This window comes from Pseudomonas fluorescens (assembly GCF_019212185.1).
Lineage (GTDB): Bacteria > Pseudomonadota > Gammaproteobacteria > Pseudomonadales > Pseudomonadaceae > Aquipseudomonas.
This window is the reverse complement of the sequence record NZ_CP078138.1, coordinates 3,436,208-3,449,921: the sequence shown is the minus strand read 5'-3', so window position 1 is coordinate 3,449,921 and position 13,714 is coordinate 3,436,208. Positions and strand designations below refer to the sequence as shown.

Genomic DNA, 13,714 nt, shown 5'->3' with positions numbered 1-13,714 from the left:
AATGAGCGATAACAACAACAAAATTACTCAGCAATCCGCTTTCCCGCGTCGCGACTTCCTCAAATACAGCGCTGCAGCGGCCGCAGTGGCCGGGGCGTTTTCCATGGGCCTGCCATTCGGCGCATTCGCTGCAGAGGCCACGCCGAAACCGGGCGGCGTGCTGCGCCTGGGCCTGGCCGGTGGCAGCACTACCGATTCAAGAGACCCCGGCTCCTGGGCCGATACCTTCACCTTTGTCGGCTTCTCGGCGGTTTATAACACCCTGAGTGAAATTGGCGTCGACGGCACGGCGATTCCCGAACTGGCGCAAAGCTGGACCTCGACTCCGGATGCGCGGGTCTGGACCTTCAAGCTGCGTCCGGGCGTCACATTCCACAATGGCAAGAGCCTCGACGCCAATGACGTGGTGGCTTCGATCCAGCATCACCTGGGGGAGAAGTCCACCTCGGCGGCCAAGACCGTGCTGGGCGATGTGTCCACGGTCAGTGCCAACGGCAGCGACAGCGTCGTGTTCGAGCTGAAGTCGGGCAATGCCGATTTCGCCTACGTGGTCGCCGATTACCACCTGGTGATCATGCCGAGCAAGGACGGCTTGCCGGACTGGCAGGCGGGCGTCGGCACCGGTGGCTATCGGCTCAAGGATTTCGAGCCGGGCGTGCGCATGACCCTGGAGCGCAGCCCGGATTACTGGAAACCCGGTCGCGCGCATTTCGCCAGCGCCGAGCTGATCGCCATTGCCGATGGCGCCGCGCGGGTCAATGCGCTGGTGACCGGTCAGGTGGATGTGATCAACAAAGTCGACCTGAAAACCGTGGCCCTGCTCAAGCGCAACCCGAACCTGGTGATCGAGGAAACCAAGGGCGCCCAGCACTATACCTTCCCGATGCTCACCGACAGCCCGGTGTTCCAGAACAACGACGTGCGCCTGGCGATGAAACACGCGATCAACCGCGAAACCCTGCTGGCCTCGGTGTTGTATGGCTACGGCCTGGTGGGCAACGATCACCCGATCCAGCCCGGTAGCCGTTTCATCAACACCGCGCTGGAGCAACGCAGCTATGACCCGGACAAGGCGCGCTTCCACTTGAAACAGGCCGGGCTGGATTCGCTTAAGGTCCGCCTGCAAGCCTCGGATGCGGCGTACACCGGCGCGGTGGATGCCTCGGTGCTGTTCAAGGAACAGGCGCGTGCGGCGGGAATCGAGATCGACGTGGTGCGCGAGCCGGCCGACGGGTTCTTCTCCAACGTGTGGATGAAGCAGCCGTTCACCACTTCGTTCTGGTACAGCAGCCTGACCGCCGACCGCATGTTCAGCATTGGTTATGCCAAGGGTGCGGCGTGGAACGAGACCCACTGGGACAACCCTAGGTTTAACAAGCTGCTCAACGCCGCCCGTGGCGAGATGAACGATCCGTTGCGTCGCGAGATGTACAACGAAATGCAGGCGCTGTGCAGGGACGACGGCGGGGCGATCGTGCCGCTGTTCGCCAGCTCGGTGGCGGCCCGTTCCAGCCGCGTCGCCCATGGCGGCCAGACAGCGCCCTATGGCGAGTTGGATGGGCTGCGGGTGATCGAGCGGTGGTGGCAGGCGTAAGCACACCACCCAAACATTGGAAATCCCACAGTGGGTATATGCAATCTGCACCCGCGTACCCATTTCAAGGAACTGCACGATGAACAGTATTTACAAACTGCTGGCGCAGCGGCTGGCATTGGGGTTGTTGTCGCTGTTTGCGGTCTCGGTGATTATCTTCCTCGCGGTCGGCATGCTGCCGGGGGACATCGCCCAGGCCATGCTCGGCCAATCGGCGACCCCGGAAACCGTGGCCGCGTTTCGTGCCCAACTGGGCCTGGACATGCCGCCACTGACCCGCTTCGGCCACTGGATCTGGCACCTGCTGCAAGGCGATCTCGGGGTGTCGCTGGCCAACCAGCGGCCGATCGCCGAGCTGGTCGGTGCACGCCTGGGCAACACCTTCAGCCTGGCTTTGCTGGCGGCCGCCGTCTCGGTGCCGCTGGCGTTGTTGCTGGGGATGCTCGCGGCGTTGTACCGCAACAGCTGGTTCGACCGCCTGCTCAACACCTCGGCCCTGAGCGCCGTGTCGTTCCCTGAGTTCTTCGTAGCCTACATCCTGATCCTGGTGTTCGCGGTGAAACTCAACTGGTTTCCGAGTATCTCCAACCTGGCGCCGGACGCCTCGTTCGCCACGGTGCTGGAGCGCTCGATACTGCCGGTGGCAACCCTGAGCCTGGTGGTCATCGCGCAGATGATGCGTATGACCCGCGCCTCGCTGATCAACCTGCTGGCCAGCCCCTACATCGAAATGGCCCGGCTCAAGGGCATCAGCCAGTCGCGGATCATCTTTCGCCACGCCTTGCCCAATGCGCTGGCGCCGATCGTCAACGTGGTCGCGCTGAACCTGGCGTACCTGGTGGTGGGTGTGGTGGTGGTCGAGGTGGTGTTCGTCTATCCGGGGCTCGGCCAGTTGCTGGTGGACTCGGTGGCCAAGCGCGACATCCCGGTGGTCCAGGCCTGCAGCCTGATCTTCGCCGCCACTTACATCCTGCTCAATACCACGGCTGATGTGCTGTCCATCGCCAGTAACCCACGCCTGATGCATCCGAAGGGGTAGCCCATGAGCCTGTTCAAACAACTGCTGCGGGCGCCGCTGAGCGCCCAGTTCGGCCTGCTGGTGATCCTCACCTACATTCTGGTGGCGCTGTTTGCGCCGCTGTTGGCGCCCTTTGGCGAAACCCAGGTGGTGGGTGAGGGCTTCGCACCCTGGGGCGGGGAGTTCCTGTTGGGCACCGATAACCTTGGACGCGACATGTTCAGCCGCCTGGTGTATGGCGCGCGCAATACCCTGGGCATCGCGTTCCTGACTACGGTGCTGGCGTTCCTGCTCGGAGGCCTTGGTGGCCTGGTGGCGGCGATCAAGGGGGGCTGGGTCGACCAGGGCCTGTCGCGGGTGGTGGACATCCTGATGGCGATCCCGCAGTTGATCTTCGCCTTGCTGATTCTCAGTGTGGTGGGCACCACCGCGACGTCGCTGGTGCTGGTGATCGCGCTGCTGGACGCGACCCGGGTGTTTCGCCTGTCGCGGGCGGTGGCGATGAACGTGGTGGTGCAGGACTTCGTCGAGGCGGCGCGCCTGCGCGGGGAAGGCCTGTGGTGGCTGGTGACTCGCGAAGTGCTGCCGAATGCCGCGGCGCCCCTGATTGCCGAGTTCGGCCTGCGCTTCTGCTTCGTGTTTCTGTTCATCAGCGCGCTGTCGTTCCTCGGCCTGGGCATTCAACCGCCCACCGCCGACTGGGGCAGCATGGTGCGGGACAACGCGGTGCTGATCACCTTCGGCGACATCAGTCCGTTGCTGCCCGCCCTGGCCGTGGCCCTGATCACCGTCAGTGTCAATTTCGTCGTCGACTGGATGCTGCACAAGTCCAGCGGTCTCAAGGAATGCTGAGCATGACTACTGCCAAACCTTTGCTGGAAATCCGCGACCTGCACATCGAAGGTCACCACGACGACGCCTGGCACCCGCTGATCAAGGGCATCGACCTGACCCTGCAACGCGGTGAAGTGCTGGGGCTGATCGGCGAGTCGGGGGCCGGCAAGTCGACCCTCGGCCTGGCCGCCATGGGGTTCACCCGCGACGGCTGCCGAATCACCGGTGGCTCGGTGCAGTTTGATGGCATCGATCTGCTCAAGGCCAAACCGGAGGCCCTGCGCACATTGCGTGGGCTGCGGATTGCCTATGTCGCGCAAAGCGCCGCCGCGTCGTTCAACCCGGCCCATCGGCTGATCGATCAACATGTCGAGACGGCGGTGTGCAACGGCGCCATCAGCCGCGCCCAGGCCGAGGCCGAAGCGGTGGAACTGTACCGGGTGCTGCAACTGCCCAATCCCGAGCAGATCGGCCAGCGTTATCCGCACCAGGTCTCTGGCGGTCAGTTGCAACGGGTAATGACCGCCATGGCCATGGCCTGCCACCCGGACCTGATCATCTTCGACGAGCCGACCACCGCGCTCGATGTCACCACCCAGATCGAAGTGCTGGCGGCGATTCGCCAAGCTGTCGCTACGTACGGCATCGCCGCCATTTACATCAGCCACGACCTGGCGGTGGTCGCGCAGATGGCCGACCGGATCATGGTGCTGCGCCACGGCAAGCTGGTGGAAGAAGCCGAAACCCGCAGCATGCTCGGCAATCCCCGGGAGGACTACACCAAGTCGCTGTGGGCGGTGCGCAGTTTTCGCACCGAACCCAAGGCACTGCCGCAACAGGAAAAGCCCTTGCTGGAACTGCGCAACAGCTGCGCCAGCTATGGACAGCACCCGGTGCTGCACGATGTTTCGCTGAGCCTGTACCGCGGCCAGACTCTGGCGGTGATCGGCGAATCCGGCAGCGGCAAAAGCTCCACGGCGCGGCTGATCACCGGGCTGCTGCCACCGACCTACGGCGAGGTGCTGTATGACGGTCAGCCACTGCCGGCGGATTTTCGTCAGCGCAGCAAAGAGCAGTTGCGGCGGATCCAGATGATCTACCAGATCCCCGACACCGCCCTGAATCCGCGCCAGCGCATCGTCGACATCATCGGCCGGCCCTTGACCTTCTACCTGGGGCTCAAGGGCAAGGCCATGCGCGCGCGGGTTGCCGAGCTGCTGGAAATGATCGAGCTCGACCCGGCAATCTACATGGAGCGCCAGCCCCGGGAACTGTCGGGCGGGCAGAAGCAGCGGATCTGCATCGCCCGGGCCCTGGCCGCCGATCCGCAGTTGATCATCTGCGATGAAGTGACCTCGGCCCTCGATCAACTGGTGGCCGAGGGCGTGCTGAAGTTGCTCAACCGCATCCAGCAGCAGTTGGGTGTGGCCTATCTGTTTATCACCCATGACGTCGCCACCGTGCGGGCGATTGCCGATGAAGTGCTGGTGATGCAACGGGGCAGGGTGGTCGACCACGGCTCACGCCAGCAGATCTTCACCCCGCCCCATCAGGATTACACCGGCTTGCTGTTCTCCTCCGAGCCACAAATGGACCCGGACTGGCTCGACCGCTTACTGGCCAGTCGCACCCCTCAACCTTCCAACCCTTCGCTGGAAAAAGTCTAAGGAATCACCATGAAAGTACTGATCGTTCACGCCCACCCGGAAGCCCAGTCCTTCACCGCCGCCTTGCGCGACCAGGCTGTGACCACCCTTGAAGCCCAGGGCCACGAAGTGCAGGTCAGCGACCTGTACGCAATGAACTGGAACCCGGTGGCCAGCGCCGCCGACTTCACCTCACGGGAAAACCCGGAGTACCTGGTCTACGCCCTCGAACAACGGCTGGGGGTGAAGAGTCAGTCAATCGCGCCAGACATCCAGGCCGAACTGGACAAGCTGCTGTGGGCCGACCTGCTGATCCTCAACTTCCCGATCTTCTGGTTCTCCACCCCGGCCATCCTCAAAGGCTGGATCGACCGGGTGCTGGTGTCGGGCGTCTGCTACGGCGGTAAACGCTTCTACGACCAGGGCGGGCTGGCGGGCAAGAAAGCATTGGTGACTGTCACCCTGGGCGGTCGCGAGCACATGTTTGGCGAAGGCGCGATACATGGGCCGCTGGAGGATATGCTGCGCCCGCTCCTGCGTGGGACGTTGGCCTATGTCGGGTTCGATGTGCTGGAGCCGTTTGTGGCCTGGCATGTGCCGTATATCAGTGATGAGGCGCGTCAGGAGTTTTTGGTTGATTACGGGCAGCGGTTGCAGCAGTTGAGTGATGATCGGGCGATGGTGTTTCCGCGCCTGGCGCAGTTCGATGAACAGCTTTATCCGCTGACCACGAAGGCGTGACTGATCATTGTGGGAGCGGATCGCCAACGATGACGCGGATATCCCGACGGAACGCGGCGTTCTTCGGGCAATCGCGAGCAGCCGTAAGCGGCAGACCGCTCCTACAGGGGGATGGGGTTGTTTGAGCAGTCATCCACTTGACCCCGATCAACACCGACTTCCCCCAAAGGCGCACCCTTTGGTCAATACTTGAGGTACACGACCCAGGAGTCTGACCATGAGCCAATACCAACGCCTGTTGCTGATCATCAACCCGGCCCTGCGCCTGTCGCCAAGCATTCAGCACGCCGGGGCGCTGGCGCGGGCCAGTGGGGCGAGTTTGCACATTGTTGCGCTGGTCAAGTCGCCGGGGATTCTGAGCCTGCTGGAGGACGACAACTGGGCCACGGCGCGGGACGAGTACCTGCAGGAGCAGCGTGACTGGCTCGAGGAGCAGGTGCAGCAGCTGCGGGGCGAGGGTGTCGAGGTGACGCACCAGGCGAGTTGGTCCGATGATCTCAAGCAGGACATCCTCGACTATGTCAGTGAATGCCAGCCGGATTTGCTGATCAAGGAAGTGCAGCAGGAGCCGTTGCTCAAGCGCACCTTCTTCACCCCGATGGATTGGCACCTGTTGCGCTATTGCCCGGTGCCGACCTATCTGGTGGGCGACCGCGCCTGCACCTTGCCGCGCAAGATAGTGGTGGCCATCGACAGCGCCAATGAGTCGGCGCAGAACCAGCAACTCAACGAGCGCATCGTCAAGCAGGCCGAACGCCTGGCGCTGCAGTGCGACGCCGAGCTGCATCTGGTCAGCGCCTGCGACATTGCCGTCGATTTCCTCGCCGGGGTCAGCGCCGCCGGTTTGACCCTGGGCGAGTTGACCCTGTCGCTGCGCCAGGACCTGGAAAATGCCTTTGTTCGCGCCGCCGAACACTTTGGCGTGCCCGCCGAGCGTCGTCACTTCATCTCCGGCGACCCGGTGCAGGTACTCGCCGAATTCGCTCACCAGCATGACATCGACGTGCTGGTAATGGGCCGCAACCAGTCCCGCGGCTTGGAGAAACTGATCGGCAGCACCACCGAGCACCTGTTGTACCAGGCTTCCTGCAGCATCCTCGCGGTCTGAGGCTTACCCCCATTCGGGGTATGGTGCCACGCGCCCATTGCGCCAATAGTAGGGACGTCCGCTCATCCAGAGCAGAGCCTGCTTATAAGGTGGAATGTGCAATGCGCAAGGCACTTCGAGTGTGGTCCAGTCTGTTGCTTGCTCCCTTGTCCCTGGCGGTGAATGCCGCCGATGTCAACGATGCGAAAACCCTGCGGTTGTACAACTGGGCGGATTACATCGGCGAACAGACCCTGGCGAATTTTGAAAAAGCCAGCGGCATCAAGGTCATCTACGACACCTTCGATGCCTACGAGACGGTGCAAGCCAAGTTGCTCACCGGTCACTCCGGCTACGACCTGGTGGTGCTCAACGCCTCCCTGGTGCCGCCGCTGATCAAGGCCAAGGTGTTCCAGCCGCTGGACAAACAGCAACTGCCGGGCTGGAGTAACCTCGACCCGAAAGTGCTGCAGGATCTGCAGGGCTACGACGCCGGCGTCGCCTATTCGGCGCCCTACACCTGGGGCAGCAATGGCATCACCTACAACGTCGACATGATCAAGGCGCGCATGCCCGATGCGCCGATCGGCTCGCTGGCGATGATTTTCGATCCCAAGGTCGTCTCGCGCTTCGCCGACTGCGGCGTGACCCTGATCGACGCGCCCACGGAAGTCATCCCGCTGGCCCTGACCTACCTCGGACGCGACCCACGCAGCGCCGCGCCGGCCGATCTCAAGGCCGCCCAGGACGTATTGATGGCGGTGCGGCCGTACATCAAGAAATTCGACTCAGTGAACTACCTGACCAGCCTGCCCAACGGCGACGTGTGCATGGCCATGACCTGGTCCGGCGACTACGCCACCGCCCAGGCACGGGCCGAAGAAGCCAAGCTGAAGATCAACCTGGCGTACTTCATTCCCAAGGAAGGCTCGCTGATCTGGTTCGACAACCTGTACATCCCCGGCGACGCGCCGCACGTGGCCAACGCCCACAAATTCCTCGAGTACCTGCTGCAACCGCAGGTCATGGCCGACGTCACCAACTACATCCACTACGCCAACAGCAACAGCGCGGCGACCGCCCTGGTGAATGCCGATGTGCGGGACAACCAGGCGATCTACCCCGACGACGCCACCCGCGCCCGGCTGTTTGCCCAGAAGACCCAGGACGCCAAGGACATGCGCGCGATCACCCGGGTCTGGAGCACGGTAAAAACCGGGAAGTAAGGGCGACTGCCTGCTGACCCGCCGACTTTTCTTTTTGCGAGTACTTTTTTATGGCGATTCCAACCGACAATTTTTTTGCCCACTTCGATCAGGCCAAACTGGTCAAGGCCGACAAGGCCCACCACATGCACGGCTACCACGTGTTCGATGAACATGCCGAGCAGGGCGCGCTGAACATCGTCGCTGGCGACGGCGCCTACATCTACGACACCGAGGGCAACCGCTTCCTCGATGCCGTCGGCGGCATGTGGTGCACCAACATTGGCCTGGGCCGTGAGGAAATGGCCCTGGCGATTGCCGACCAGGTGCGGCAACTGGCGTATTCCAATCCGTTCTCCGACATGTCCAACGCGGTGGCCATCGAACTCTGCGAAAAGCTCGCCAGCCTGGCCCCCGGCGATCTGGATCACGTGTTCCTCACCACCGGTGGCTCGACCGCCGTCGACACCGCTTATCGGCTGATCCAGTACTACCAGAACTGCCGGGGCAAGCCAGAGAAGAAACACATCATCGCCCGCTACAACGCCTATCACGGCTCGACCTGCCTGACCATGTCGATCGGCAACAAGGCCGCCGACCGGGTGCCGGAGTTCGATTACGCCCACGAGCGGATTCACCACATCTCCAACCCCAATCCGTATCGCGCCCCCGAAGGCATGAATGCAGCGCAGTTCCTTGAATTCCTGGTGCAGGAGTTCGAAGACAAGATCCACAGTATTGGCGCCGACAAGGTCGCGGCGTTCTTCGCCGAACCGATCATGGGCTCTGGCGGGGTGATCATTCCGCCCGAGGGCTACCTGCGGCGCATGTGGGAGGTGTGCCAGGCCCACGACATTCTGTTCGTCGCCGACGAAGTGGTGACCTCGTTCGGCCGCCTCGGCACCTGGTTCGCCTCGGATGCCGTGTTCGGCGTACAGCCCGACATCATCACTACCGCCAAGGGCCTGACCTCGGCCTACCTGCCGCTGGGCGCGTGCATCTTCTCCTCGCGAATCTGGAAGGTCATCGCCGAGCCGGGCAAGGGTCGTTGCTTCACCCATGGCTTCACCTACAGCGGCCATCCGGTGTGCTGCACTGCAGCGTTGAAGAACATCGAGATCATCGAGCGCGAGCAGTTGCTGGCCCATGTTGGCGACGTTGGCAGCTACCTGGAGCAACGCCTGGCCACCCTGCGTGACTTGCCGCTGGTGGGCGATGTGCGCTGCGTCAAGCTGATGGCCTGCGTCGAGTTCGTCGCCAACAAGCAGAGCAAGGCGCTGTTCCCGGATGAGGTGAATATTGGCGAGCGAATCCATGTGCGGGCTCAGGCCAAGGGCTTGTTGGTGCGACCGATCATGCACCTCAACGTGATGTCGCCGCCGCTGATCATCACCCACGCCCAGGTCGATGAAATCGTCGAAACCCTGCGCGAGTGCATCCTCGAAGCGGCCGAGGAACTGACGGCGAACGGTTTGTACGACGGCGCATGAGCCAGCGTCCCGGGGCTTTGCCCGGCAGGGGCTCTCCCGCTAGACTGCGGGGCATGAGCAAAGCCCAAGACCAGACCCTGATCGCCTTGCCCTGGCGTGCCCTGCATCAATGGCACGCCGGGCTCCAGCAAGCCTTCGCCCACATCGAACAGGACGATGCCCTGCGCTATCTGGCGCAGGCCATCGGGCATCTGGTGTCGATCGAATCGGTGATGATCAGCCTCGAACGCAAGGACCAACCGCCGCTGTCGCTGTACCTGCAAGGGATCCCCGAGCAATACCGCGACTCGGTGATTGGCCGCTATTTTTCCGTGGGCTACTTGCTCGATCCGTTTTGCCTGGCGGTGGAACAAGGGCTGGCCGAAGGGTTTTATCACCTGGAGGAAATCGCCCCGGACCACTTCTTCGACAGCGACTACTACAAGACCTACTACCTCAAGGCCGGCTGCTCGGAAGACAGTTATTTCATCGTCGACGTCGGCAACCAGAGCAAAGTCTCGCTGAGCCTGTTCCAGGGCTTTGGCGGCGAGACCCTGAGTCACAGCCAATTGGATGTGCTGCGGGCGGTGGAACCGATGGTCGCCGAGTTCATTCGCGAGTTCGCCCGGCGCAATCCGGCGATTGTCGAGCAGGGCGCCTCAGCCGCTCGTGCGCAGACCGATATCAAGCGCAGCATCCAGCAGGCCTTCGAGCATTTTGGTTGTGATGTACTGACCGAACGGGAACGGGAAGTGGCGCATATGATCCTGCGCGGTCACTCGGTGAAGTCCACTGCGCAGCAGATGAGCATTGCCATAGAAACCGTGCGCATGCACCGCAAGAACCTCTACCTGAAGCTGGCGATCAGCTCGCAGTCGGAGCTGTTTGCGCTGTTTATCGAGTGGCTGCGTCAGGATTGAGCTGACGCCCCTCAAGGGTTTGAGGGGCGCGGTTGGCCTCAGACGCCTTGCGGGGTTTCGCCACGGGCCAGGCGGGCGTTGATCTGCTCGATCACGGCCGGCAATTCGGCAATGGTGTCGATAAGGTAGTGCGGGCGCGAACCTTCGAAGATCCGGCTGATGCGCGCCCGTTCTTCGGCCAGGCGTTCGGCTGGCAGCGCCTGGAACTGCTCATAGGTCAGGCCCAGAGCGTTGCCCGAGCAGGTCAGGGCCACGGTCCACATACCGGCGGCACGGCCTTCGAGGATTCCCGGCCAGGTGTCGTCGACCTTGACGCAGGCCGCCACATCGCTGACCCCCAGAGCAATCACGTTGGCCAGGGCCTGGGCCGGGTACGGACGGCCGTTCGGTACTTCATCGGTGGCCACCACGTGATCAGCGACGTAGCCATTCTCGCGAGCCAACTCCACCACCTTGGCCATGACCACTGCCGGGTAACCGGAGCACGAGCCGATCTTCAGCCCTTGCTCGCGCAGCGCCGAGATGGCTTCCAGGGCGCCGGGAATCAGCGCCGAGTGCAGGGCGATTTTTTCGATCTGCAGCGGCATGAAACGCTCGTAGAGGGCGGTGACGTCGTCATCAGTGGGCAAGCGGTCGAAGGCCGCACGGTAGCGTTCGGCAATCTGCGGCTGATTGCATAGGGTGCGGATGTGATCCCATTTGCCCATGCCCATCGGGCCGCGGGCTTCTTCCAGGGACACGGCGACGCCGAACTCGGCAAAGGCCTCGACAAAAATCTGCGTCGGCGCGAATGAGCCGAAGTCGACCACGGTGCCGGCCCAGTCGAGGACCACGGCTTGCAGCTGCGTTGGGTGTTGATAGTGCATGGTAAATCTCCGTTTTTCGGGTGTGAGTGGGCCGTCCCTGATCAAGGCAGGGCAAGCCGGTTGAGGGGTAAAGCGCTTGCAGTCAGAGATTCTGTGGCGGGCTGGCGTCGAACAGATCGGCGATCATCGGCCGGTGTCGGCGGATGCCCAGGCAACACAGGTGGTACTCGATGGCAAACGGATGATCGACAAAAGTGATCGGCCGGGTACCCGGGGTTTCGGCGTATTCCACGGCCGAGACAAAACCGATGCCGATGCCCTTGGCGATGGCATGCACAATCGCCTCGCGGCTGTTCAACTGCATCACGCAGTGCAGATCGACGTTCAGGCGTTTGCAGCTTTCCTCGACCAGTTGCCGGGTCCGCGAGCTTTTCTCCCGCATGACCCAGCGTTGCTCGCTGATCTCCTCGACCCGCACCTGCGGCTGATGAGCCCAGGGATGGTCATCGCGGACCACGGCGATGATCGGGTAGCGCCGGTACAGGCGGGTGTCGAAGCGCTTGTCGAATTCCGACAAGGCGAGAATTGCCACGTCGATATCGAAGTTGAACAGACGGTCGAGGGTCTCTTTCTCCGGGCTGAACGAGGTTTCCAGTTCGATATCCGGGTGCTGCTGCATCAGTTCATAGGTCAGGTTCATCGCAATCGGCGGCGACACCGCACCGAGGCGCAGCATACCGGTCTTGCGCTGTTTGAAACTGTGTAGCAGTTGCACCGCTTCGTCTTCCTGGCCGAACAGGCCCTGGGTGATGCCATAGAGCAGGTGACCGGCGGCGCTCATCTCGATAAAGCGTCCTCGGCGGTGGAACAGCTCCACGGAAAACTTCTTCTCCAGGGCGTTGACCTGCTCGCTCACCGTCGGCTGGCCGACGCACAGGTAATCGGCGGCCAGGGTGAAGCTGCCGGTCTTGGCCACGGCATGAAAGGAACGTAGCCACTTGTGGTACTGGTACATGGGCGGTCCTGTGTTTAACGGCGAATGAACAGCGCGACCGTTGCGCTGCACAGGCAGGCGGTGGTCACCACGACGAAGATCAGCGAGGTGTTGCCGGTACTGTCGAGCATACTGCCGATCAGCGGTTCCGCCAGGCCAGCGAACAGATAGGAGGAGAAATTCATCACCCCGGTGGCGGTGCCCGCGCGCTTGGCACCGACCAGGTCCGGGCACAGTGCCCAGAAGCTCGAGGCCGGGCCATAGACGAAGAAGCCGCAGAGGAACAGCGCAATCAGACCAATCATGCTATGGGCCGGCAAGGCCCACATCCACAGGCTGGTGGCGGCACCGAGGAACATGTACAGCATGATCGCCAGGTAGCGTTTGGAGCCGAACAGTTTGTCCGAGACCCAGCCGTTGCTCAGGGCGCCGATGGCCATGCCCACCGGCAAAGCCACGGTGATCCACTTCGGATCGACCAGGCTGTCGCCGCTTTTCCAGTCGGCGCCGAGGAAGTGCACTGGCACCCAGACGATCAAGCCGTAGCGTGCGGCGTTCTGAAAGCCCAGCGACACCGCAGCGATGATCAACCGGAAGTTTTTCAGCACCGCCTTGTAGCGTTGCGCCGAGGTTTCCACTTCGCCTTGCGCCACCTCGTGCTGCTTGTCGTCGGCGTTCGCCACGCCGGTGTCGGCCAGCGGCTCGAAGCCGAGGTCCTGCGGGCGTTCGCGGGCCACCAGATAGAAGATGATGCCGCCGGCGAGCATCAGCAGCACTGGCAGGCGAAAGATCCAGCGCCATTCCAGGTGCAGCACTTCAAGCACCACGATCGAGGTCACGTAGGACAGGATCGACGCACAGCCGGCGGCGAATACATAGAAACCATAGACCTTGCCGCGTTCGCCGGCGCTCCACCAGTTGGAGATCAGCCGGCTGCCCGGCGCCCAACCCAGGGCCTGGAAATAGCCATTGATGCCCCACGGCAGAATCAGGCTGGCAAAACCGCTGGCAAAGCTGGTGACCCAGTTGGCCGAGCAGGACAGCACCGCGCCGAGGGTCATGATGCGCCGGCCACCGTATTTGTCGGCGAGGTTGCCGTTGATGGCCTGGCCAATCGCATAGGCCCAGAGCATCGCCGCCGAGGCCCAGCCGAGGGTTTCCTTGCTCAGGCCGAACTCGGCTTGAATCCCCGGGATGGCGAAACCGAAGGTTTGCCGACCGGTGTAGAAAAACAGGTAGCAGAACATCGCGGCAAGCAGCATGCGCCATTGGGCGACACGAAACGAGGCGCTGTGGACGGCGAGAGCGGGCAGGGTCTGGGCACGGTTCATGATTTTTTTCCTTATTATTGTTCGCCCCACGGACCGCGGTCCAGGGGTGCACTCTTTTCAGGTGCGGCA

Annotated in this window: 12 protein-coding genes; 9 read left to right on the top strand and 3 right to left on the bottom strand. The window is 62.7% G+C overall.

Going from position 1 to position 13,714, the window contains the following annotated elements; all coding sequences use genetic code 11:
• Nucleotide 1: 1 nt before the first annotated feature.
• The 9 genes from KW062_RS15490 to KW062_RS15450 all read left to right on the top strand — a co-directional run bounded on the left by KW062_RS15490 (nt 2) and on the right by KW062_RS15450 (nt 10,514).
• A complete protein-coding gene (locus KW062_RS15490) occupies nt 2-1,594 on the top strand; it encodes an ABC transporter substrate-binding protein (protein WP_105754208.1) in 1,593 nt (530 codons plus the stop codon).
• 79 nt (nt 1,595-1,673) lie between these two features.
• A complete protein-coding gene (locus KW062_RS15485; protein WP_105754207.1) occupies nt 1,674-2,633 on the top strand; it encodes an ABC transporter permease in 960 nt (319 codons plus the stop codon).
• Nucleotides 2,634-2,636: 3 nt separating this feature from the next.
• The gene (locus KW062_RS15480) at nt 2,637-3,464 is read left to right on the top strand and encodes an ABC transporter permease (RefSeq protein WP_027618874.1); all 828 of its coding nucleotides are present in this window, start codon (nt 2,637-2,639) and stop codon (nt 3,462-3,464) included.
• 2 nt (nt 3,465-3,466) lie between these two features.
• Nucleotides 3,467-5,113 carry an ABC transporter ATP-binding protein gene (locus KW062_RS15475; RefSeq protein WP_027618873.1) on the top strand — a complete coding sequence of 549 codons (1,647 nt, stop codon included), beginning with the start codon at nt 3,467-3,469 and terminating at the stop codon, nt 5,111-5,113.
• A gap of 9 nt (nt 5,114-5,122) precedes the next feature.
• The gene (locus KW062_RS15470) at nt 5,123-5,833 is read left to right on the top strand and encodes an NAD(P)H-dependent oxidoreductase (protein ID WP_027618872.1); all 711 of its coding nucleotides are present in this window, start codon (nt 5,123-5,125) and stop codon (nt 5,831-5,833) included.
• Nucleotides 5,834-6,050: 217 nt separating this feature from the next.
• Entirely contained in the window at nt 6,051-6,941 is an 891-nt protein-coding gene (locus KW062_RS15465) for a universal stress protein (protein ID WP_105754206.1), read from the top strand.
• Between the two features lie 101 nt (nt 6,942-7,042).
• A complete protein-coding gene (locus KW062_RS15460) occupies nt 7,043-8,146 on the top strand; it encodes a polyamine ABC transporter substrate-binding protein (RefSeq protein ID WP_105754205.1) in 1,104 nt (367 codons plus the stop codon).
• 50 nt (nt 8,147-8,196) lie between these two features.
• Nucleotides 8,197-9,615 (top strand): aminotransferase, encoded by a 1,419-nt coding sequence (locus tag KW062_RS15455; RefSeq protein WP_105754204.1) that lies wholly within the window; start codon nt 8,197-8,199, stop codon nt 9,613-9,615.
• A 53-nt stretch (nt 9,616-9,668) separates the two neighbouring features.
• The gene (locus KW062_RS15450) at nt 9,669-10,514 is read left to right on the top strand and encodes a helix-turn-helix transcriptional regulator (RefSeq protein ID WP_256350777.1); all 846 of its coding nucleotides are present in this window, start codon (nt 9,669-9,671) and stop codon (nt 10,512-10,514) included.
• Between the two features lie 38 nt (nt 10,515-10,552).
• Here the strand turns inward: KW062_RS15450 and phnX are convergent, their stop codons facing one another.
• From phnX to KW062_RS15435, 3 genes are all read right to left on the bottom strand, one after another.
• Nucleotides 10,553-11,380, bottom strand: coding sequence for a phosphonoacetaldehyde hydrolase (gene phnX, locus KW062_RS15445; RefSeq protein WP_105754202.1), 828 nt, complete (start codon nt 11,378-11,380; stop codon nt 10,553-10,555).
• 82 nt (nt 11,381-11,462) lie between these two features.
• Nucleotides 11,463-12,335, bottom strand: coding sequence for a LysR substrate-binding domain-containing protein (locus tag KW062_RS15440; RefSeq protein WP_105754201.1), 873 nt, complete (start codon nt 12,333-12,335; stop codon nt 11,463-11,465).
• Between the two features lie 14 nt (nt 12,336-12,349).
• Complete coding sequence (locus KW062_RS15435; RefSeq protein WP_105754200.1) at nt 12,350-13,645, bottom strand: MFS transporter; 1,296 nt, start codon at nt 13,643-13,645, stop codon at nt 12,350-12,352.
• Nucleotides 13,646-13,714 lie beyond the last annotated feature (69 nt).